Origin of the sequence: Streptomyces sp. NPDC101132 (assembly GCF_044759225.1) — a bacterium.
GTDB lineage: Bacteria > Actinomycetota > Actinomycetes > Streptomycetales > Streptomycetaceae > Streptomyces.
Window position 1 is genome coordinate 416422 of the sequence record NZ_JBIVYX010000005.1, and the last position, 20836, is coordinate 437257.

Below are 20836 nucleotides of genomic sequence, written 5' to 3' on the forward strand. Positions count from 1 at the left end.
CGACCATGACCAAGCTGCTCCCCGCCGTCCAGCTGCGCGTGCCGACCGAGGAGGACGCGTACGCCTGGCACCGCGTGTTCGCCGATCCGGAGGTCATGGAGTTCCAGGGCGGTGCCCCGGCCGAGCTGTCGGTGTACGAGGAGCTGACCGCGCGGCAGCGCATGCACGACGCCCAGCTGGGCTTCTGTTTCTGGACCATGCTCGACACGGCGGGCGAGGTCATCGGCTTCACCGGAGCCCAGCCCTGGCCCCGGGACTGGGGCCCGGTCGGCCGGATAGAGATCGGCTGGCGGCTGGCCCGCCCGTACTGGGGCAAGGGCTACGTCACCGCGGCGGCGCTGGAGACCCTCGACCGGGTGCGCGCGGCGGGCGTACCCGAGGTGGTGGCCATGGTGGACGCGGCCAACGCCCGCTCGATCGCGGTGGCGCGCAGACTCGGCATGGAGCTGGCGGAGACCTTCCCGCTGGGCGGCCAGGGCCGCCAGGGCCACCGCTTCACGCTGGCGCTCTGAGGTCCCGTACCCCGACGGCCCCCGGCACTCAGAAGACGGAGAGTCCGGTCAGGGTCGTGAAGCGGTCGAGGGCGGCCACACCGGCGACGGAGTTGCCGCGCTCGTCCAGTCCCGGGCTCCACACGCAGAGCGTGCACTGCCCGGGCACCACGGCGACGATCCCGCCGCCGACCCCGCTCTTGCCGGGCAGCCCCACCCGGTACGCGAATTCGCCGGCCGCGTCGTACGTGCCACAGGTCAGCATCACCGCGTTGACCTGCTTGGCCTCGCTGCGGGTCAGCAGCCGGGAGCCGTCGGCGAGCAGCCCGTGCCGGGCCAGGAAGCGGGCGGCGAGGGCCAGGTCGGCGCAGCTGGTCTCGATCGAGCACTGCCAGAAGTAGTGGTCGAGCAGGGCCGGCACGGGGTTGGCGATGTTGCCGTAGCTGGCCATGAAGTGGGCCAGGGCCGCGTTGCGGTCGCCGTGCTCGGACTCCGACCCGGCGACCTCGGGGTCGAAGGCAAGCTCCGGGTTGCCGCTCTCGCGCCGCAGGAACTCCAGGAGTTCGCTGCTCGCGTCGCCGGTCCAGGTCTGCAGCCGGTCGGTGACGACCAGGGCACCCGCGTTGATGAACGGGTTGCGCGGGATGCCGTTCTCGTACTCCAGCTGCACCAGGGAGTTGAAGGGGTTGCCCGACGGCTCGCGGCCGACGTGCTCCCACACGCTGTCACCGCCGTGCGCGAGGACCAGGGCGAGCGTGAAGACCTTGGTGATGGACTGCGCGGAGAACGGCGTGCGCCAGTCCCCCACCCCGTACACGTTGCCGTCGAGGTCGGCCACGGCCATGCCGAAGCTCGACGGGTCGACGCCGGCGAGCGCCGGGATGTACGCGGCGGGCTCGCCGCTGCCGATCAGCGGGGCGACGTCGCGGGCGATCTCCTCCAGCACGCCCTGGTAGTCCACGGCCACGGACCCGGGGCTATGCGGCGGGCTTGGTGCCGCGGTGCAGGGCCACGATGCCGCCGGTCAGGTTCCGCCAGGCCACGGAGGACCAGCCGGCCTTCTGGAGCAGCTGCGCCAGCGCGGGCTGGTCCGGCCACTCCCGGATGGACTCGGCGAGGTAGACGTACGCGTCGGGGTTGCTGGAGACGGCCCGGGCCACGGGGGGCAGGGCGCGCATCAGGTACTCGGTGTAGACGGTGCGGAAGGGGGCCCAGGTCGGCTGCGAGAACTCGCAGATCACGACCTTGCCGCCGGGCTTGGTCACCCGGTACAGCTCGCGCAGCGCGCCCTCGGTGTCCTGCACGTTGCGCAGCCCGAAGGAGATCGTGACGGTGTCGAAGACCTCGTCCTTGAAGGGGAGCTTCGTCGCGTCGCCCGCGGTGAGGGGCAGGTGGGGGTGGCGCTTCTTGCCCTCGCGGAGCATGCCGAGGGAGAAGTCGCAGGGGACGACGTACGCGCCGGTGGCGGCGAAGGGGAGGGAGGAGGTGGCGGTGCCGGCGGCCAGGTCGAGGACCTTCTGCGCGGGGCGCGCGTCGACGGCCTTGGCGACCTCCTTGCGCCAGAGCCGGGCCTGGCCGAGGGAGAGCACGTCGTTGGTGATGTCGTAGTTCGCCGCGACGCCGTCGAACATGGAGGCGACTTCGTGCGGCTGCTTGTCCAGGGATGCGCGGGTCACTGGCGTTCTGCCTCGCTCGGTTCGGTACGGGTCGGCTTGCGCCGCCCATTCTGGCAGCCGAACGCCGTGCGGCGCGTAGCGGGGCCGCCCCGCCCCGACGCCGGGCACGGCCCCCCGCCGACGCGGCGCGGGTGCGGCGCGGGTGCGGTGCCGGGCGGGTGCCGTGGGGTGCCGGGTGCGGGTGCGTTGCCGGGTGCGGGTGCGTTGCCCTGCGGGGCCAGGTCCCCTACCCGCCCTTCCTCCGTTCCTCCCCCAGCTACCGCTGGGAGGTGCCCCCAGGGCTCCGCCCGGACCCCTTCGGGGGCTCCGCCCCCGGACCCTCCCCCAGCTACCGCTGGGGGGACCCCCAGCTCCTCAAACGCCGGAGGGGCTGGATCTACCCCCGGGGGCACTTCCAGCCTCGCCGGCGTTTGAGGCGCGGGGTCCGGGGCGGAGCCCCGGGGCCTCAGCCCACCCGGCGCTTGGGGGCAGAGGCCCGGGGCCTCAGGCCGGCCAGCGCTTGGGGGGAGCCCGCAGGGGTCCGGGGCGTGCCCCGGTGAACGGGAGAAGGGTGGGGTGGGGTGTTGCCCCGCAGGGAAGGCGGAGCCACCGGCCGCACAACAACGGGCGCCGACGCCCCCGCACCGCCCCGCAGGGAACCGGCTAGCGCCCGCGGTACAGCAGGCGGCCGCCCAGCACCGTGGCCACACACGTACCGGCACCGCGCACCAGCAGCGCCCCCTCGTCCCCGGCGTCGAAGACGGCGAAGTCCGCCGGCCCACCCACCACGAGCGGCCCGGCAACGGCGGAGGCAAGCGAGCCGAGACCCGAAAGGGGGTCGAGGTCCGGCACCGCACCAAGCGCATCCGGCACCGCACCGAACGCGTCCAGCGCGTCCGGCACATCCGGCGCAGCAAGCGCAGCAAGCGCACCAGGCACATCCGGCGCAGCAAGCGCCGCACCGGCATCCGGCGCATCAGCGACAGCACGGGCGGCGGCATCACCCGCAGCCACAACCACCCGCAGCCCCAGCCGCGCCACGGGCGCCCCCAGCAGCGCGTCCCCCGCCGGCACGGCGACCGCGGTGGTCCCGTAGCGGAGCATCTGCTGCAGGCCCCGCCGCACGCTCCCGCCCATCCGGGACGCGTCCGGCGCCAGCCGGGAGGTCTCCGCGGGCGACAGCGGCTCCGTGCCCAGCAGCTCGGCCTCCCGCGGGTCGGGGAAGTAGCAGTGCCGCAGCAGCCACCCGGCCCGCGGCTGCCGCAGACCCGGCGTGATCACGCCGGGCCACTCCCGTATCCGGGCCGTCGGGTACGTCTCGGCCAGCTCGGCCTGCGGCCCGACGGCCACCAGCCGGTCGCCCTCGGCCAGCACCGCCCCGTCGGGCACCGGCGGGGCTCCCACCGGCAGCACCAGCGGTGCCGCGTGCAGCGTACGCACCGCCCGACCGCCTCAGTTCGCGTTCGCGTCGAGGAGCTTCAGCTCCGGGTGGGCCGTGCCGCCCTCGATGGCCGTGGACGAGATGTGGGAGACCACGCGGTGGTCGACCGGGTCGTCCGCCGGGTCGGTGTGGACCACGACGTGCTCGTACGTGGTGGTGCGCTGCGCCGGCACCCGCCCCGCCTTGCGGATCAGGTCGATGATCTCCTGGCGGTTCGAGCGGTGCTTGGCACCGGCCGAGGAGACGACGTTCTCCTCCAGCATGATCGAACCGAGGTCGTCCGCGCCGTAGTGCAGCGCCAGCTGCCCGGCCTCCTTGCCGACGGTCAGCCAGGAGCCCTGGATGTGCGCGATGTTGTCCAGGTACAGCCGCGCGATGGCGATCATCCGCAGGTACTCGAAGACCGTGGCCTGCGTCCGGCCCTTGAGGTGGTTGTTCTCGGGCTGGTACGTGTACGGGATGAAGGCCCGGAAGCCACCGGTCCGGTCCTGCACGTCGCGGATCATGCGCATGTGCTCGATGCGCTCGGCGTTCGTCTCGCCCGTGCCCATCAGCATGGTGGAGGTGGACTCGACGCCCAGGCCGTGGGCGATCTCCATGATCTCCAGCCAGCGCTCGCCGGACTCCTTCAGCGGCGCGATCGCCTTGCGCGGCCGCTCCGGCAGGAGTTCGGCGCCCGCGCCCGCGAAGGAGTCCAGACCCGCGGCGTGGATCCGCTTGATGGCCTCCTCGGCGGAGACCCCGGAGATCCGGGCCATGTGCTCGACCTCGGACGCGCCGAGGGAGTGGATGACCAGCTGCGGGAACTCCTTCTTGATCGCCGAGAAGTGCTCCTCGTAGTACTCCACGCCGTAGTCCGGGTGGTGCCCGCCCTGGAACATGATCTGCGTGCCGCCCAGCTCGACGGTCTCCGCGCAGCGGCGCAGGATGTCGTCGAGGTCGCGGGACCAGCCCTTCTTCGTGTCCTTGGGGGCCGCGTAGAAGGCGCAGAACTTGCAGGCCGTCACACAGACGTTGGTGTAGTTGATGTTCCGCTCGATGATGTACGTCGCGATGTGCTCCGTACCGGCGTAGCGGCGGCGGCGTACGGCGTCGGCCGCCTGGCCCAGCGCGTGCAGCGGGGCGTGCCGGTAGAGGTCCAGCGCCTCCTCGGCGGAGATCCGGCCCCCCTCGGCGGCGCGATCGAGGACAGACTGGAGAGCGGCCTGGTCGGTCACCGGTGCCTCACCTTTCGGCGGTGTCAAGGGGTTCGGACCGATCCAGCCTACGCCAGCCCCCTCATCGCTCTCGGGTCAGGTCGCCCTCCGGCTTCCCGGCGGCGGCGTCGCCCGACGCGTAGTGCAGCGTGCCGTTCGCGTTGAGGGTGAAGCGCTCGTTCGACGAGCCGTCGGCGCAGATCCCGGGGTGGGGGTTGGTGCCGCCCGAGGTGTCGAGGACGAGCGAGCGGTCGGTGGCCTCGGCCAGCTTCCACTCACCGCTGCAGTCGTACTCCGTGCCCAGCAGGTCGAGCACCGACTTGTCCCGGCCGACGACCTGCCCGACCTTGCCCGCGGTGATGGTGATCTGGAAGTCCACGGGCACGCCGAAGTTCTTGGTGGTCACCCTGCCCTTCCAGGTGCCGGTGAGGGCCTCGGGGACGGAGTCGCGGCGTCCGGCGTCCTGGCCGGTCCCCCCGGTCGGCGGGGTCGCGGCGGCCGAGACGCTCGGGCCCGTCCTTCCGCCGCCGGGCTCGTTCGCGCTGTCCTTCCCCTTGGCACTGCCGGGGAACAGGTCGGTCAGGAAGTACCCGCCCACCGTCACCGCCGCCAGTGCGCCCGCGACCGCGAGGGCAACCGTGCAGCTGGCCCGCCGGCCGGCCCGGGCGGTCACCGTGAAGCGGGTGCCTCCCTCCGCCTCGCGCGGGGCGGGGATGCCGGGCAGGGGGCCGCCGCGGCCGCCGGTGCCGGAGGCGTACGGGTTGCCGCCGGTCCCGTACGAGGCGTGGGCGGCGTACGGCTCGCCCTTGCCGTACGAGGGGTCCGGCGGCCCGAAGCCCCCGGCCGCGTACCCGGCCGGCACCGCGCCGGACCCGTACCCGGCCGGCACCGAGCCACTGCCGGCACCGGTGTCCACGACCGCCCCCGCACCGGACCCGGCACCGGACCCGGCGGAAGCCGCGGCGGCACCCGGCACCGCGTCGGCCACCGGTACGGCGTCGGCCGGCACGCCGGAGCCGTCGGCCCCGTGAGCGGAACCGGAACCGGAACCGGCGCCCGTACCCGCGCCCGTACCCGCGCCCGTACCCGCGTCCGTGTCCGCCTCCAGGTCCAGCAGCCGCACGGCCGACCGGGAGATCTCCTCGACCAGCACCCCCGGCAGCCAGCCGGGACCCACCGCGGCGGCCGCCCCCTGCGGCGCCAGCACCGCGGCGACCCGCGCCGGGGCGGGCCGGTCGGAAGGATTCTTCGCCAGGCAGGCCGCGGCCAGCTCGCGCAGCCCGCCCGCCGGCACCCGCTCCAGGTCCGGCTCCTCGTGCACCACCTTGTAGAGGAGCGTGGCCGAGTTGTCCCCGGTGTACGGCGGGTACCCGGACGCCGCGAACGCCAGCACCGCGCCCAGGGAGAACACGTCCGCCGCCGCCGTGGTGCCCTTGCCCACGATCTGCTCGGGCGACATGTAGCCCGGCGAGCCGATCGACACCCCGGTGGAGGTCAGCGAGGCGGTGCCGTCCGTGGCCCGCGCGATCCCGAAGTCGATCAGCCGGGGTCCGTCGAGGGTCAGCATCACGTTGGAGGGCTTCACGTCCCGGTGGACCAGCCCCAGCGCGTGCACCGCCGCCAGCGCCTCCGCGAGGGCCGCGCCCAGCGCCCGTACCGAGGCCTCGGGCAGGGGGCCGTGCGCCGCGACGGCCCGGTCCAGGGAGGGCCCGGCCACGTACCCGGTGGCCACCCACGGCACGGAGGCGTCAGGATCGGCGTCCAGCACCGGGGCGGTCCACTCGCCGCCCACCCGGCGCGCGGCCTCCACCTCGCGCCGGAACCGCGCCCGGAACTCGTCGTCCATGGCGAAGTGCGGGTGGACGCTCTTGATCGCGACCGTCCGGCCGCCCGCGCTGCGGCCGAGGTAGACGCGCCCCATTCCGCCCGCGCCCAGCCTGCCGAGCAGCCGGTACGCACCGATGGTCCGCGGATCCCCCGCGTCGAGCGGATGCATGGGTGCCTCCCTGCCGGTCCCCCGTGAGGTCCGGGCCTCGTGGCCCGGTGTCGCCAGCACCCTAGCCGCGTACGGAAGTTCCCGGGCGGCCGAACCGGTGAACCGGACGGCGGCCGAATTCCCGCGGCCCTTCCCGGCCCGCTTCCCGGGCCGACTTACCGCCCGCGCCGCACCGACTCCGCGACCGATCTCCTCGACCGACTCCGCGACCCATCTCCGCGACCCATCTCCGTGACCGATCTCGGCACCGGATCGCCCACCCGCGGAATTCACCTCGCTCACCGCCCGGGCACCCGAGACCGCCCCGGCGCGGCCCTCCACCGGGAGCGCCAATCACGGCGCGTCCACGACAATCACGAGAAGCGGGCGGACGCCCTTTGAACGGGGGCGCGCGGAATCCCCGGGGCGGATTCTCCGGAAATTCATCAGGAATTACGCCGAGGGCTCCACGAAGAGCCTCCTACGGGACATACCGGACGGTATGCGGAGCGGCCCCGCCGCGCGCGGCCGGCCGCCCCGACCTCAGGGGGCGAGCAGCTCCACGCGGGCGTCGCCGGCCCCCGTACGCCGCGCGAACTCCTTCACGCCGGCGAGCTGCTCGGGGCCGAAGCGGAAGTCGAGGGTGGTGAAGTAGCGCTCCAGCAGCTCGGCGTCGAAGGCCTCCCAGCGGGCGGCCTGCTCGGCCACCTTCGTGACCTCTTCGAGGGAGAGGTCACGGGAGGCGAGGAAGGCCTCGTGGACCTTGCGGACCACCAGCGGCTCGCGCTCCAGGTAGTCCTTGCGGGCGGCCCAGACGGCGAAGACGAAGGGCAGCCCGGTCCAGTCCTTCCACATGAGCCCCAGGTCGTGGACGGTGAGGCCGAGCCGGGGGGCGTCGTGGAGGGAGGCCCGCAGGGCGGCGTCCCCGATCAGCACGGCCGCCTCCGCCTCCTGCATCATCAGCCCCAGGTCGGGCGGGCAGGTGTAGTAGTCGGGGCGTACGCCGTACTGCTCGGCCAGCAGCAACTGCGCCAGCCGCACGGACGTACGGGACGTGGACCCCAGTGCGACGCGGGCGCCGTCCAGGTGCGCCAGGGGGACCTGGGAGACGATCACGCAGGACATCACGGGCCCGTCGCACCCGACGGCGAGGTCGGGGAAGGCCACCAGCCGGTCGGCGTTCTTCAGGAACTCGACGAGGGTGATCGGAGCGATGTCCAGCTCCCCCGCCACCAGACGCTCGCTGAGCTTCTCGGGGGTGTCCTTGGTCAGCTCCAGGTCCAGCAGCGTGCCGGTCCTGGCCAGGCCCCAGTAGAGCGGCAGGCAGTTCAGGAACTGAATGTGGCCGACCCGGGGCCGGCTGCGATTGGCGTCCACATCGCGAGACTAGCCGCCGCCGTCACGTCAGCCTCTTGGAGGGGTGTCAAACGTCCGGGTGACGTGATCTTTCCCTCTACCCCTCTGCACACTCTGCGTGCTAGGCTCGACGCAAGTTGCAGTTTGGTTTCCCTTGCAGTACAGAGCCTGCGGATCATGTAACCCGCGGGCTTTTGTAGTTTTCAGACTTCTTAGCAGGTTCTGGAGCAGGGCAACCCTTTGGCCCAAGGAGGGCTTATGGCTACCGGAACCGTGAAGTGGTTCAACGCTGAAAAGGGCTTCGGCTTCATCGCCCAGGACGGCGGCGGCCCGGATGTCTTCGTCCACTACTCCGCGATCAACGCGACTGGCTTCCGCTCCCTCGAGGAGAACCAGACCGTTAACTTCGACGTCACGCAGGGCCCCAAGGGTCCGCAGGCCGAGAACGTGACCGTGGCCTAAGTTGCCCGGCCCGACCGGATCGCGGTCGGATAGCAGTACCCAAGGGGCCCCGCCCTCGCGCCAGCGAGGACCGGGGCCCCTGCCCTTTGCCCTCCGGGGGTTCGCCTCAGGAGCAGGGCCTGTGGCCAGGCGTCGTGGGGCTGCTCCCGCCAGCCCTCGGGGCGGGCGGGAGCACGGACTCGGTACTGCTCAGCCGCTCCCCACGATTCCGATCGTGACTCCGAAGTGGCGCTTCAGGTCAGCAGCGAATTCTTCGCCACCCGCGCGCGGAACCACGTGGTGCCACCAGGAGAACTTCTCCGGATGGGCGAGTGGGATGGGAACGGTCGCGATCTCACGGAAGCGGGCATCCACAGCCTGCACGGCACGCGAGTACTCCTCGTAGCCTGCCAGCTCCCTCAGGGACGCCTCCGCCAGCCCGCACTCGATGGCATCCCGCACGCTAAGATCCTCGAAGTACTCGGAGATCACGTCGTCGTAGCCTTCGGCACAGGCTTCGACGAAGCCCTTCCACGACGTCAGGTGCCGCAGGGCTGAATCCCCTCCGCCGCGCCCTGCGGCGATCTGCGCCTGGTCGTACCGCCGCAGAAAATCCGCTTCGACAGCCAAGGTCACCACCTCCTGAGGGAAACGCCGCTGCCGATCGGGTCAGTCCACAAAAGAGCCTCCGTACCGTGCATGCTGCTCCTGCATGTAGCCGTTCAGGTCCCCTCCGGGGCGGAAGAACGTCTGGATCGCAGATCGTGGCCACCGAGGACATCACGGGCGACGGCCTGCCGGACATGATGGCCATCGCGGACACCCAGCTGTGGGCTTTTACCGGCTATACGGGCGGCTCGTTCAGCAAGGCCGAGCTGCTCACCGACAGCTCGTACTGGCCGACGCGGGACATCGTCAACGTCCGCGACGTCACCGGCGACGGCGTTGCGGACATGCTGTACCGGGGCCCGGACGCCGATCGTGGTCTGCTCCTGCGTCAGGGGAAGCCCGCCGCGGGCGGCGGCGTGGATCTGAACTCGCTCTCCACCGCCGCCGACTCGGCAACCGGTGCGGACATCGTTTACGGAACGGCCGGCTGGCTGCGCGCGAGCATGCCGATCGTCCTCGGCGGACCCAACGTGAGCGGGTCCTCCACGCCCGACTTCTGGGCGGTCACCAGCGGTGGCGAGCTGCGGTACTACCCCGGCGGCACGACCGCCCACGGGACGCCCTCGGCCGTCGGCTCCGGGTGGACGACCATCAAGGCGCTTGGCTAGGCCTGGCCCGAAACCCGGAACGGCGGGAGCCCCGCACCCCCTCTCGGGGTGCGGGGCTCGCGCCGTTGTGCCGTGTCCTACGGGGTGCCCGGGTCCGGGGTGGTGGATTCCGGCTTCGGGGCGACCTTCAGCTCCAGGACCAGTTCCACGCCCTCGGGCGTGGTCAGGCGGAGGTGGTAGGTGCCCGGCTCGACGCTCTCCGGGAGGTAGATCTCCGGGAGGAGGATGCGGCCGTTCTCGTCCGTCGGGGCCAGCTCCAGGGAGCGGACCCGCTTGACCTCGCCGTCGGCGGCGTCGGTGCTCTTGAAGAACGGGCCCGACTCCGCGGTGACCCACTTGCCGTCCGCGTCCTTCACGACCATGGCGGCCGTCAGCTTCGTACCGGCCAGGGCCTGGTCCTTGGCGGTGGCCTGGATGCTCACGCTCTGCGCGAAGCGCTCCTGGCCGGCCGTGGCGACCAGCGCCTCGTCCGCGTCCTCGCCGACCCGAGTCAGCTTGTCCGCGACCGGCTTCGGCTTCGGGGTGACCGCGCCCTGGAACCGCACCGTGAACTCGCGGGTCCCGTACAGGGTCGCGCGCAGTGTGAAGGCCCCGGCCTTGTCGCCCGCCTTCTCGCCCGCCGTGAGGACGGGGGCGGTGGCGATGCCGTCGGCGTTCGTGCGGACCACCACGTGGGTCCTGCCGCCGGCGAAGACGGTCCCGGAGGTGTCGCCCTCGATCTCGAAGAGCACGACCTCGCGGACCGCCGGCTTGTTGTCGCTGAGCCGCGCCTTGACCTGCGGCGTCACGCTGAACTGCGTACCGGCCTCGGCGGTGATCCGCTCCTCGCCCAGGCGGTCCAGGCCGGCCACCGTCGCCGTGGGCGGCTTCGGCTTCGGGTCCGGCTTGGGCTTCGGGTCCGGCTTCGGCTTCTCCGGCGTGGTCGGGGTGTGCGGGTTCGGCCGCGGGCCCGGGGAGGGGGTGATCGGCGTCGGCGTGGGCGTCGGGGGGACGTTCACGACGGGCGGGTTGGGGACGCCGACCCCGCCCTTCTGGTACTGCCGCATCCAGCTGAGCACGGTGTTCACGTACTCGCGGGAGTTGTTGTAGCTCAGTACGGCCTTGTCGAGGTCCTGCGCACGCGCCAGGTCCCGGTCGCCGGCGCAGAGGTAGAGGCCGGCGCCGAGGGCGGCGTCGTAGATGTTGTTGGGGTCGCGCGTGCCGTCGGCGTTGCCGTCGGCGCCCCACGAGGCCCAGGTCGAGGGGATGAACTGGAGCGGGCCGACGGCGCGGTCGTACTCCGTGTCCCCGTCGAAGAGGCCCTTGTCGGTGTCGGTGATGCGCGCGAAGCCGTTGCCGTCGAGGCGGGGGCCGCGGATCGGCTTGGTGGTCGAGCCGTCCGTCTTCAGGCCGTAGCCCGAGGCGTGTACGGACTCCACCCGACCGATTCCGGCCACGAGTTCCCAGGGGAGGTGGCAGTTCGGCAGCGCCGCGGTCACGGAGGTGGCGGCCCGCCGGTACGCGTCGAGGGCGGTTCCGGGTATGCCGGTGCTGCCCTGCGGCGCGCCGGCGGGCGGCGGCGGGTCGGTGACCAGGTCGGGCAGGTCGAGGCGGGCGTTGCCGCGGTCCTGCGCCTGCGGGCTGTCGGGGGTCGGCGCGGACTCCCCGGCATCGGCAGTCGGCGGGTTTCCCACGACCGCGGCAGTGGTCAGGCTGGCCGCGAGCGCGGCGGTGCACAGCACCTTGCGCGACGTACTGATGACATGACGGCGTAGAGGCTTCACAGTGCGGCTTTCCCCCCAAGGCGTGCGGGCCGATTCAGCCGTGAATATGGACTGTCTATCAGGTCTCGCAGGGCGACTCGCCGTCCCCCCTCACCTTTATGACGCCCTGTTCACCTGTCCGACGCCTGCCCTGAAGGGCAGTCCTTCGGCCTGCATGCGGACTACCCGTGACGGGCTGGACAATTGGGACCAATGGCCGTGCCTGGCATGCCCCAAAGGCCCGGGTATGCGCCGCCGGAGGCTCTTTAGACTCGACTGGGGGTCGACCGACCCTGCCTGCCGAAAGGAACCCCGGATTCATGGCCAAGAAGGACGACCTGCGACGCGAGGCGCGCGAGCGCCTGAAGGCCGAGCGCGAGGCCGAGGTGCGCAGGGCCCGGCTGCGCGGCCGGCTCGTCGTCGGCGGCTCGGTCGTCGCGGTCCTCGCCCTGGCCGTCGGGGTCGGGGTGTACGCCGCCAACGCCCCCGGCAATTCCGGCGAATCGGAAGCGGGTGACAAACCGTTCGTCCGGCCGGCGAACACGTCCGGCAAGGACGGCACGGTCGTCCCGTACGGCCGGGCGGACGCGAAGCACACCCTCACGATGTGGCTGGACCCGCGCTGCCCCTACTGCGCGGGCGCCGAGCAGGGCCTCGGGAAGACCTTCAAGGAGCAGGCGGACGCGGGCACGTACCGGATCGAGTACCGCTTCGCGACCTTCCTGGACGGCGCCCTCGGCGGCAAGGGCTCGAAGCGCGCGCTGAACGCGCTGGGCGCGGCGGTCAACGAGAGCCCCGAGAAGTTCGTGGACTACCTCCAGGTGCTGTACGCGAACCACCCGGCGGAGGAGAAGGACGACAAGTTCGGCTCGACGGCCACCCTGCTGGAACTGGCGGACCAGGTCCCCGGACTGCGCACGCCCGCCTTCAACAAGGCGGTGAAGGAGCTGACGTACATGCCGTGGGTCGACAGGGTCGGCCAGGCCTTCTACGAGAGCGGCGAGAAGGGCACGCCCGCGGTGTACCTGGACGGCAAGAAGGTGGAGGTCTCGTCCGGCGACGGCATCAAGTCGATCTCGGTGGACGCGTGGAAGAAGCTGGTGGCCGACACCCTCAAGTCCTGACGGGGGAACCGGCTTCAGGGCTGCGCCCCTGACGTGGGGTCAGGGGCGGGTCAGGGACGGCTGGGGGGATTCCCGGTGGGCCCGGGGGTGGTCGGGCGGCCAGTCTGGACGGCATGGAGACCACAGCCGAGAAGCGCTCGTCCACCGCCCGTCGTGTGGCCGCGGGAACCGCCGCGGCCGCGCTCACCGCGGCCGCGCTCACCGCGGCCGCCGTCGCCGTGGCGGCCGCACCCGCGACGGCCGCACCCGCGATGGCCGCACCCCCGGCGTCGCCCGTGGCGGCGGCGCCCTCAGCGGCACCCGTGTACGACTTCGGCGACTGCCCGGCGATCCCGGCCGGGGTCGACGCGAGCAGCTGGAAGTGCGAGGTGCTCACGGCGACGGGGGCGCTGGACCTCGGGAGCCGGCGGATACCGGAGCTCGCGCCGATGACCGTCACCCATGCCGAGGGGCCGATGCCGGACGGGAGCAGGGGGCAGGTCTGGGGTGCGCTGCGCGGCGGGCCCACGGAGGTCCCGGGCGGACTCCTGGACCGCACGGGGGAGGCCGGGCACCCGCTGTTCTCGCTGTCCCTCCAGCCGGAGTACGGCGGCCGGTCCGACTTCTACTCCGTCGGCAGCAGCATGGGGCTGTTCACCCTGCGCTTCCGCGTCCAGAGTCCGCTGCTGCCGCGGGACTGCGTGATAGGCGGCGGCGACGAGCCGCTGGAGATACGCCTGCAGCGCGTGGGCGGCTCCCGGTGGCTTTCGAAGAACCCTCCGGTCATCGCCTTCGATGCGAAGGACGACACCTTCACCGCCCCGGCCGCCGAGGGCTGCGGCCCGCTGGGCCGGCTGGTGAACAGGCGCCTGGGCCTGCCCGCGGCGACCGGGAACTCGCTCGCCTTCTCGGCGACCTACACGTTCAAGACGTACGACCGGCTCCCGCCCCGCTGAGGCCCGGCGGCGGTCGCCCGCGGCTCTCCTCCCCCGGAGGTCCCGGGGTACCTTCGGGAGTCGCCACCGGGGAGGACCACGTCATGACGCATCCGCTCGCCTTCGCCGACGCCTTCCGGGACCGGTCCGGCCGGCGGCAGGCGTGGGGGCTCGGGCTGCTGTCCCTCGCGTTCCTGAGCTGGTTCTGGCTCGCGTACCAACTGTTCGTCCCGTACGAGGCGGCCTACGACGGGAAGGACGTCGAGTGCCCCGCGCGCGTCGCCCTGGACCGCTCCGGCCTGGCCCCGTGGCCGGACGAGGCCTGCCGGCTGCGGCGCGACACGACCGAACTCCTGGGCGTCCTGGTCGTCTCGCTCCCCTTCGCCGTCACCGGGACCGTCCTCTACACCTCGGGCGGTACGGCCGTGCGGCTGAGCACGCACCTCATGGAGTTGGAACGGCTCCAGGAGGTGGCGCGCCGGCGGTGACCGGCCGGGCGGGGCGGCCGGGGCCGTCGGCCGGGCACGGGCGGCCGGCGGGCGCAGGCCGGGCACGGGCGCTGGCGGCTCACTCCTCCTCCCCGTACAGGGCGGCGATCTCGGTCGCGTAGCGGGTGGTGATGGCCGCGCGGCGGAGCTTCAGGGTCGGGGTGAGGGTGCCGTCGGCGATCGTGAAGTCGTCCCGCAGGATGTGGAAGGCGCGGATGCGGGAGGGGCGGGAGAGGCCCTCGTTCGCCGCGGCCACCGCCTCCTCGACCAGGGCGCGCACCGCCGGGTGGGCCGACGGGTCCGGACCCGGGTCCACGCCCTCCCGGGCCGCCCAGGCCGCGATCTCCTCCGGGTCCAGGGTGATCAGGGCCACCGGGTACGGGCGGCGGTCGCCGATCATGACCACCCGCGAGACGTAGCGGGAGCGCTGGACCGCGAACTCCGCCTCCGACGGGGTGAGGTTCTTGCCGGCGGAGGTGATGATCAGCTCCTTCTTGCGGCCCGTGATGCGCAGGAAGCCGTCCCCGTCCAGCTCGCCCAGGTCACCCGTCCGCAGCCACCCCCCGGCGTCCAGCGCCTCCGCCGTCGCCGCCGGGTTCGCGTGGTAGCCCGGGAAGACCATCGGGCCCCGTACCAGCACCTCCCCGTCCGTCCCGATCCGCACCTCGCAGCCCGACACCGGGCGCCCCACCGTCCCGTACCGCACCGCTCCGGGATGGTTGAGGGAGATCACGCCCCCCGACTCCGTCATCCCGTACCCCTCGAACACCCTGATCCCGCAGGCCCGCAGGAAGTCCAGCGTGGCCGGGGCGATCGGCGCCCCGCCCGTCAGCGCCCAGCGCAGCCGGCCCCCGAAGGCCGCCCGGACCAGGGAGTAGAGGGACTCGTCGGCGGCCCGCCACGCCTCGCGGGAGGACTCCGGCAGGCGTCCCTCCGCCTCCAGTACGCCCAGCCGCACCGCTTCCTCGAAGCGCTCCCGGCCGCCCTCCCGGGCCTCCGCCAGCCCCAGCACCACCGAGTGCAGCTTCTCGAACAGCCGCGGCACAGAGGGCAGATGGGTCGGCCGGGCCTCCGCCAGCTCGGCCACGACGTCCTCGATCCGCCCGCCGAAGTAGCACAGCTCCCCGCCCTCCAGCAGGGTGGTGAACTGGATCAGCTGCGCGAGGAGATGGGCCAGCGGCAGGTAGAGGTAGGTCGAGTCGCCCGGCCCGCCGGCGACCAGCGGGAGCGTGGCGTCCTGCACCGCGCCCAGGTTCCCGTGGGTGAGCCGGCAGCCCTTGGGCAGGCCGGTCGTGCCGGAGGTGTAGACGATGGCGGCGTCGTCCCCCGGCCGCACCGCCGCCGCCCGCGCCGCCAGTTCGCCGGCGGACGCCCGCGGCAGGCGCTCCCCCATCAGCATCACGTCCCGCAGCCGCGGCAGCTTCGCGCGGAGCGCGGTCACCCGGTCCGCCTGGGCCGCGTCCTCGCAGACCACGGCCACGGCCTCGGAGTCGCCCAGAACCCAGGCCAGTTCCTCCTCACCGGCCGTCGGGTAGACGGGCACCAGCACCGCGCCGGCCGCCAGCACGGCGAAGTGCGTGTACGTCCACTCGGGCCGGGTCTCCGCCAGCACCGCCACCCGCTCCCCCGGAGCCACGCCGAGGCCGGCCAGGCCCCGGCCCAGCTCCCGTACGGTGTCGCGCAGTCCCGCGTACGAGAGCGTCCGCCACTCGCCGTCGCGCCGGTACCGCAGGGCGGTCTCCGTCCCGTACCGCTCCGCCGTCCACTCGGTGAACACCGCCAGCGTCTCCGGCCGGTCAGCAGTCATGGCCCGTCCTCAGTCATGGCCCGTCCTCCCCGTCCGCGCAGCCGAGGACACCGACGCTAGGCAGCCGGAGCACCGGAGCGGCATGACCGGAAGCGTCAGCCCCGCTGACCCCAGCGCTCATTGGGGCTACCGTCGGAGCATGGGGAGGCGGACGATCACCGTGCACCACGTGCGGGCCGTGCTCGCGGGCGCGCGCCGCAGCGGCATCGAGACCGTGCCGCTGCTCCAGGAGGCGCAGATACCGCCGCTGTTGCTCTCGGACGACCGGGCGCGCGTGACGGCCACGCAGTTCGCCCGGCTGTTCCGGGGCCTGTACCGCGAGACGCAGGACGAGTTCCTGGGCCTGGGCGGCACGCCGAGCCGTCCCGGCACCTTCGCGATGATGTGCCACACCTCCCTCGGCTGCCGTGACCTGGGCGCGGCGATCCGGCGCGGGGTCGCCTTCTACGGGCTGTTCCCCGGCGGCCCCGACCTGAGCCTCGACGTCACCGGGGACGAGGCGCGGCTGGCGGTGCGCAACGACTTCGCCTGGGACGGCGAGCGGTTCCTGACGGAGTGCGTGCTGGCGATCTGGCACCGGCTGTGCTGCTTCATGGTGGGCCGGCGCATCCCCCTCGCGTACACGGAGTTCGCGTATCCGCGGCCGCCCCACGGGGACGAGTACGAGGTGCTGTTCGACTGCCCGGTGCGCTTCGGCCGGCCGCGCACGGGCGCGGTCTTCGACCCGCACTGGCTGACCGCGCCGCTGGTGCGCGACGAGGCCGAGCTGGACGCGCTGCTGCGCCGCGCGCCGTTCGACCTGCTGGGCCGGCCGGAGTACGGGACCACGGTCGCGGAGCAGGTGCGCCGGGTACTCACGCAGGAGCTGCGCGGCTCGCCGCGGCTGCCGGCCCTGGGCGAGGTGGCGGGACGGCTGGCGGTGAGCCCGGCGACGCTGCGGCGCCGGCTCCAGGTCGAGGGCACCTCGTTCCAGCAGCTCAAGGACCAGGTGCGGCGGGACGCGGCGATCGCCGGGCTGGTGGAGAGCGGCGAGCCGATCGCGGAGCTGGCGGCCCGGCTGGGCTTCTCCGAGGACACCGCCTTCCACCGCGCCTTCCGCCGCTGGACGGGGACGACGCCGGGCGCCTACCGGATGGCCTCCGGGAGCGGCCCGGCGGCCCCCGCGGGCGGCGCGGCTCACGCGGACGGCGCGGCTCACGCGGACGGCGCGGCTCCCCCGGGCGGCGCGGCCAGCGCGGCCCCCACCGGCGGCGCGGCCCCCGCGGGCAGCGCTACCGCCGCCGCCCCGGTACCGCCGCCAGCAGCAGGCTGACCAGCAGGATCAGCACGGCCAGCGCGGCGAGGCCGACGGCGCCGACGTGCACCCAGGTGAGCCAGGCGGCCGGTTCTCCGTAGGCGCGGCCGAAGAGGGCACGGGCCTCGCCCTTGAAGGTCAGGGCGGAGCCGCTGTCGTCGATCTGGTCGCGGTACGCGTAGAGGGTGCCGGTGCGCTCCCGGCCGCCGGCGGTCCACCTGGTGCCCTTGCAGGCGCTGGTGGTGCGGCCCGAGCCGATGGTCTCCGTCCCGCAGGTGGTGGGGAGTTCGAGGGTCACCGGCTTGCCGAAGGCGTACGCGGCGCCCCAGCCGGCCGGCTGCTGCGAGGCGCTGCCGATGAGGAAGAGGACGGCGGCCGCGATCACCACCAGGACCAGGCTGAGCGTGGCCCGCCCCTTCAGCTTCTCTCCGCGTACCGACACGACGGCCCCCAAGCAGGCGTGGAAGAGCTCGACCGAGAGGCATGAACACGCCAATCGAGTGGCGCGTTTCTACCGCACCCCGCACCCGCCCCACAAGCGCTGCGACCCCCGGCCAGGAAAGCTGAGCTGCCGGGTCAACGCCATCCCGACCGGTCGGTCACTACCGTGCCCACACCTACCCCCACACGGGACCGTTGGGAGAGCCGCCCATGCGCATCCGCAACACCGCCCTCACCGCCGCCGTCGTCCTGGCCCTGTCGGCCGCCGTCCCGGCCGGCACCGCAGCCGCCTCGGACGTCGCCCAGGAGCACGCGGCCGGCACCGCAGCAGAGACCGCGGCGAGCGCCGCGACAGAGACCGCCGGCGCGCCCGGCGACCTGGTCGGAGTCGCCCCCTCCGCCTTCCACCCGCTGCCCGGCCAGTGGACCGACACCAAGGCCTGGAAGATCCACTACCGCTCGACCACCGCCGACGGCGCCCCCAACGTCGTCTCCGGCACCGTCATCGTCCCCCAGGACGGCCGTACGGGCCCCCGCCCCCTGATCACGTACGCCGTCGGCACCGTCGGCATGGGCGACTCCTGCGCACCGAGCAACAACCTCCCCCACGGCACCGCGATGGAGGCCAACCTGATCCAGCAGCTCACCCTGCGCGGCTGGGCCGTGGCCGTCACCGACTACGAGGGGCTCGGCACCCCGGGCGTCCACACGTACACCGTCGGCCCCTCGGCCGGCCACGCCATGCTCGACGCGGCCCGCGCCGCGCAGAAGCTGACCGCGGCGGGCCTCTCCGCGGACGGGCCGGTCGGCATCATGGGCTACTCGCAGGGCGGGCAGGCCGCCTCCTGGGCCGCCGAGCTGCACGGCTCGTACGCGCCCGAGCTCAAGGTGAAGGGCACCGCCACCGGCGGCGTCCCGGCCGACCTGCTCAAGGTCGCGGACTTCAACAACGGCAGCTACGGCTCGGGCCTGATCTTCATGGCGGCGGCCGGACAGGACGCGGCCTTCCCCGAGCTGCGCCTCGACGCCTACCTCAACCCGGCCGGCAGGGCCCTGGTCGGCTTCTTCAAGGAGAACTGCGTCGCGGTCGACTCGGTGGCCGGCTCCTTCAAGCGGATCTCGGACCTCACCACCTCCAACCCCCTCCAGCAGCCCGACTGGCAGGCCCGCCTGAACCAGTCGAAGCTGGGCCGCACCGCCCCCGCCGCGCCCGTGTACCAGTACCACGCGCTGGGCGACGAGCTGATCCCCTACTCCGTGGGCAGGCAGCTGCGCGCCGACTGGTGCGCGAAGGGCGCGAACGTGCACTGGGAGACCATCTGGGTCGGCGAGCACGTCAGCGGCGTGATCACCGAGGCCGTCGAGGCGGGCGACTGGCTGGCCGACCGCTTCGCGGGCCGCACCGCGAGCGCCAACTGCTGACACGGGTACGGGGCTTCCGCCCCCGGTACGGACGTCCGCCCCGCCGGTCACTCACCGGCGGGGCAGGACCGCGTCCCGTGCGGCAGGGAGCCGTCGACCAGGAACGCGTTGATCCGCTCGCGCACGCACGGCGAGGCCCGGTAGGCCACGTGCCCCTCGCCCTTGTGGTCCAGCACCACGGTCCGCCCCAGCCGGGCGGCCGTCTCCTCGGTCCAGCGGTACGGGGTGGCCGGGTCGCCCCGGGTGCCGACGAGCAGCAGCGGCGGGCCGGCCGTGCGGCGCAGTTCGCGGACGAAGTCGGTGCCCGCGGGGCGGCCGTAGCAGGACAGCACGGTGGACAGCTGGCCCGGCCCGAAGACCGGGGAGGCCTTGAGGAACTCCGCCTCCAAAGCCCGCATGTCCGCCAGCATCCGGCCCGCGCCCCCGGCGCCGACCCGGTCGGGGTCGTCGGCGCAGTTCACGGCGATCAGGGCGGCGGCCATGTTGTCCGGCGGTGTCCCGTAGTCGTCGAAGGACCCGCGCGGCGCCCGGCCCCACGGGAAGGCACCGGGCTCGGGCCGCCCCGGCTCGGGCCGCCCCGGCTCCTGACCCGTCCCCGGCGCGGTCTCCTCACCCGGCACCGTCTCCTCGCCCGGCGCGGTCTCCTCACCCGGCACCGTCTCCTCACTCGGTTCCGGATCCGGCTCCGGACCGATGGGGCCGCCCAGCATCAGCAGCCCGGTCGGGTCCCGGTCCGCCTCGGCCATCCGCAGCGCGTCCGCCAGCCGCGGCCAGTCCTCCTTCGAGTACAGCCCGAGCGCGATGGCCCAGGCCGCGTCCTGGCCGGTGACGTACGAGCCGTCGTAGCCGACCAGCGGTTCGGCGTCGAGGCGCCGGACCAGGGCGGGCACCCGCTCCTTGGCGGTGCGCGCGTTCGTCCCGTACACGCAGTGGTTCTGGTGGGTGCACCAGGTCAGGAAGTTGTCCAGCGCCTGCTGCTGGCCCTGGGCGGTGGCCAGGGCCTGTTCGGTGAGGGGTTCGGTGAGCGTGTCGACGCCGTCGAGCACCATCCGGCCCGTGCTGCCGGGGAAGAGCGTCGCGTAGACGGCGCCGATCCGGGTGCCGTACGAGAAGCCGAGGTAGTCGAGCTTCCGCTCGCCCAGCACCTCGCGCAGCACGTCCAGGTCCCGCGCGACGTTGACCGTACCGACGTACGGCAGGACCGGGCCCGAGTTGGCCTGGCACTCCTTCCACACGGTGCGGAGGGACTCCACCCGGGCCACGTCGGTGTCGCCCACCCCCGCCGCGTCCAGCGCGCCGCCGCAGCTGACGGGTTCGCTGCGGCCCACCCCGCGCGGGTCGAAGGCCACCAGGTCGTACGCCTCGCCCAGGTCCGCGAACTCCCGGACGTGTTCGCCGAGCAGGGCCACCCCGGGGGCGCCGGGGCCGCCGAAGTTGAAGACCAGGGTGCCCCGGCGGGCCTTCCCGGTGGCCGGGATGCGGGACACGGCCAGGTCGACGGTGCCCCTGGCGGGGTCGGCGTGGTCGAGCGGAACGGTGAGCGTGCCGCAGCGCATCTCGGCCGGGCCCTGCTCGGGGCACGCGCCCCAGGTGATCTCCTGCGAGCGGAAGCGGTCCGGGCCGCCGTCGTCCGCGGCGGCACCCGGGCCGGGCCCCGCTCCGAGCGCTCCCGCCGCCAGCGCGGCGGCGAGGAGGAGGACCGTTCGAGGCCGGTGCTGCATGGCACCTCCCAGGGTGTGCCCACCCCCGGACCACCATACGGGTGACCCTCG

19 protein-coding genes are annotated in these 20836 nt (G+C 73.4%); 8 read left to right on the plus strand and 11 right to left on the minus strand.

All coding sequences use genetic code 11. The annotated features are described in order from the left end of the window. Positions 1-5: 5 nt before the first annotated feature. Positions 6-512: a GNAT family N-acetyltransferase gene (locus tag ACIQUR_RS14840; RefSeq protein ID WP_403663675.1), complete on the plus strand. Its 507-nt coding sequence runs from the start codon at positions 6-8 to the stop codon at positions 510-512. Positions 513-540: 28 nt separating this feature from the next. Here the strand turns inward: ACIQUR_RS14840 and ACIQUR_RS14845 are convergent, their stop codons facing one another. The 6 genes from ACIQUR_RS14845 to ACIQUR_RS14870 all read right to left on the minus strand — a co-directional run bounded on the left by ACIQUR_RS14845 (position 541) and on the right by ACIQUR_RS14870 (position 8135). Beyond that, on the minus strand, positions 541-1452 hold the full coding sequence (locus tag ACIQUR_RS14845; RefSeq protein ID WP_403663948.1) for a glutaminase: 912 nt from the start codon (positions 1450-1452) through the stop codon (positions 541-543). Between the two features lie 16 nt (positions 1453-1468). Next, the gene (locus tag ACIQUR_RS14850) at positions 1469-2167 is read right to left on the minus strand and encodes a demethylmenaquinone methyltransferase (protein WP_403663678.1); all 699 of its coding nucleotides are present in this window, start codon (positions 2165-2167) and stop codon (positions 1469-1471) included. A gap of 642 nt (positions 2168-2809) precedes the next feature. Continuing rightward, on the minus strand, positions 2810-3586 hold the full coding sequence (locus ACIQUR_RS14855) for an imidazolonepropionase-like domain-containing protein (RefSeq protein WP_403663681.1): 777 nt from the start codon (positions 3584-3586) through the stop codon (positions 2810-2812). A gap of 12 nt (positions 3587-3598) precedes the next feature. Beyond that, entirely contained in the window at positions 3599-4804 is a 1206-nt protein-coding gene (gene mqnC, locus ACIQUR_RS14860; RefSeq protein WP_403663684.1) for a cyclic dehypoxanthinyl futalosine synthase, read from the minus strand. 61 nt (positions 4805-4865) lie between these two features. After that, the gene (locus ACIQUR_RS14865) at positions 4866-6779 is read right to left on the minus strand and encodes a serine/threonine-protein kinase (RefSeq protein WP_403663687.1); all 1914 of its coding nucleotides are present in this window, start codon (positions 6777-6779) and stop codon (positions 4866-4868) included. A 522-nt stretch (positions 6780-7301) separates the two neighbouring features. After that, positions 7302-8135, minus strand: coding sequence for a menaquinone biosynthetic enzyme MqnA/MqnD family protein (locus ACIQUR_RS14870; protein ID WP_403663690.1), 834 nt, complete (start codon positions 8133-8135; stop codon positions 7302-7304). 237 nt (positions 8136-8372) lie between these two features. Between ACIQUR_RS14870 and ACIQUR_RS14875 the strand changes: the two genes are divergently transcribed. Further along, positions 8373-8576 carry a cold-shock protein gene (locus ACIQUR_RS14875; RefSeq protein ID WP_399945801.1) on the plus strand — a complete coding sequence of 68 codons (204 nt, stop codon included), beginning with the start codon at positions 8373-8375 and terminating at the stop codon, positions 8574-8576. 189 nt (positions 8577-8765) lie between these two features. On the opposite strand, the gene ACIQUR_RS14880 is transcribed toward ACIQUR_RS14875, so the two are convergent. After that, complete coding sequence (locus tag ACIQUR_RS14880) at positions 8766-9185, minus strand: hypothetical protein (protein ID WP_403663693.1); 420 nt, start codon at positions 9183-9185, stop codon at positions 8766-8768. 134 nt (positions 9186-9319) lie between these two features. Between ACIQUR_RS14880 and ACIQUR_RS14885 the strand changes: the two genes are divergently transcribed. Next, a complete protein-coding gene (locus ACIQUR_RS14885) occupies positions 9320-9832 on the plus strand; it encodes an FG-GAP-like repeat-containing protein (protein WP_403663696.1) in 513 nt (170 codons plus the stop codon). A 77-nt stretch (positions 9833-9909) separates the two neighbouring features. Here ACIQUR_RS14885 and ACIQUR_RS14890 read toward each other — a convergent pair whose 3' ends face one another. Further along, positions 9910-11595, minus strand: a complete 1686-nt coding sequence (locus ACIQUR_RS14890; RefSeq protein ID WP_403663699.1) for a lytic transglycosylase domain-containing protein — start codon at positions 11593-11595, stop codon at positions 9910-9912. A 299-nt stretch (positions 11596-11894) separates the two neighbouring features. On the opposite strand from ACIQUR_RS14890, the gene ACIQUR_RS14895 reads away from it, so the two are divergent. The 3 genes from ACIQUR_RS14895 to ACIQUR_RS14905 all read left to right on the plus strand — a co-directional run bounded on the left by ACIQUR_RS14895 (position 11895) and on the right by ACIQUR_RS14905 (position 14100). Next, positions 11895-12698: a thioredoxin domain-containing protein gene (locus ACIQUR_RS14895; protein WP_403663702.1), complete on the plus strand. Its 804-nt coding sequence runs from the start codon at positions 11895-11897 to the stop codon at positions 12696-12698. A gap of 113 nt (positions 12699-12811) precedes the next feature. Continuing rightward, complete coding sequence (locus ACIQUR_RS14900) at positions 12812-13633, plus strand: hypothetical protein (RefSeq protein WP_403663705.1); 822 nt, start codon at positions 12812-12814, stop codon at positions 13631-13633. A gap of 83 nt (positions 13634-13716) precedes the next feature. Next, positions 13717-14100: a hypothetical protein gene (locus tag ACIQUR_RS14905; protein ID WP_403663708.1), complete on the plus strand. Its 384-nt coding sequence runs from the start codon at positions 13717-13719 to the stop codon at positions 14098-14100. A gap of 79 nt (positions 14101-14179) precedes the next feature. On the opposite strand, the gene ACIQUR_RS14910 is transcribed toward ACIQUR_RS14905, so the two are convergent. Then, a complete protein-coding gene (locus tag ACIQUR_RS14910; RefSeq protein WP_403663711.1) occupies positions 14180-15907 on the minus strand; it encodes an AMP-dependent synthetase/ligase in 1728 nt (575 codons plus the stop codon). 139 nt (positions 15908-16046) lie between these two features. Here ACIQUR_RS14910 and ACIQUR_RS14915 point away from each other — a divergent pair, with 139 nt between their 5' ends. Then, a complete protein-coding gene (locus ACIQUR_RS14915) occupies positions 16047-17219 on the plus strand; it encodes an AraC family transcriptional regulator (protein WP_403663714.1) in 1173 nt (390 codons plus the stop codon). Here the strand turns inward: ACIQUR_RS14915 and ACIQUR_RS14920 are convergent. Further along, positions 17179-17643, minus strand: a complete 465-nt coding sequence (locus tag ACIQUR_RS14920; RefSeq protein WP_403663717.1) for a hypothetical protein — start codon at positions 17641-17643, stop codon at positions 17179-17181. The genes ACIQUR_RS14915 and ACIQUR_RS14920 overlap by 41 nt on opposite strands. Before the next feature lie 209 nt (positions 17644-17852). On the opposite strand from ACIQUR_RS14920, the gene ACIQUR_RS14925 reads away from it, so the two are divergent. Then, positions 17853-19064, plus strand: coding sequence for a lipase family protein (locus ACIQUR_RS14925; RefSeq protein WP_403663720.1), 1212 nt, complete (start codon positions 17853-17855; stop codon positions 19062-19064). A 47-nt stretch (positions 19065-19111) separates the two neighbouring features. On the opposite strand, the gene ACIQUR_RS14930 is transcribed toward ACIQUR_RS14925, so the two are convergent. Continuing rightward, on the minus strand, positions 19112-20785 hold the full coding sequence (locus ACIQUR_RS14930; protein ID WP_403663723.1) for an alpha/beta hydrolase: 1674 nt from the start codon (positions 20783-20785) through the stop codon (positions 19112-19114). Positions 20786-20836 lie beyond the last annotated feature (51 nt).

Bases quoted from the DNA above. Each gene is read 5' to 3' on its own strand.
- ACIQUR_RS14915 (WP_403663714.1), top strand. From the start codon at position 16,047: ATGGGGAGGCGGACGATCACCGTGCACCACGTGCGGGCCGTGCTCGCG.
- ACIQUR_RS14905 (WP_403663708.1), top strand. From the start codon at position 13,717: ATGACGCATCCGCTCGCCTTCGCCGACGCCTTCCGGGACCGGTCCGGC.
- ACIQUR_RS14925 (WP_403663720.1), top strand. From the start codon at position 17,853: ATGCGCATCCGCAACACCGCCCTCACCGCCGCCGTCGTCCTGGCCCTG.
- ACIQUR_RS14840 (WP_403663675.1), top strand. From the start codon at position 6: ATGACCAAGCTGCTCCCCGCCGTCCAGCTGCGCGTGCCGACCGAGGAG.
- ACIQUR_RS14895 (WP_403663702.1), top strand. From the start codon at position 11,895: ATGGCCAAGAAGGACGACCTGCGACGCGAGGCGCGCGAGCGCCTGAAG.
- ACIQUR_RS14875 (WP_399945801.1), top strand. From the start codon at position 8,373: ATGGCTACCGGAACCGTGAAGTGGTTCAACGCTGAAAAGGGCTTCGGC.
- ACIQUR_RS14910 (WP_403663711.1), bottom strand. From the start codon at position 15,907: ATGACTGCTGACCGGCCGGAGACGCTGGCGGTGTTCACCGAGTGGACG.
- ACIQUR_RS14865 (WP_403663687.1), bottom strand. From the start codon at position 6,779: ATGCATCCGCTCGACGCGGGGGATCCGCGGACCATCGGTGCGTACCGG.
- ACIQUR_RS14930 (WP_403663723.1), bottom strand. From the start codon at position 20,785: ATGCAGCACCGGCCTCGAACGGTCCTCCTCCTCGCCGCCGCGCTGGCG.
- ACIQUR_RS14900 (WP_403663705.1), top strand. From the start codon at position 12,812: ATGGAGACCACAGCCGAGAAGCGCTCGTCCACCGCCCGTCGTGTGGCC.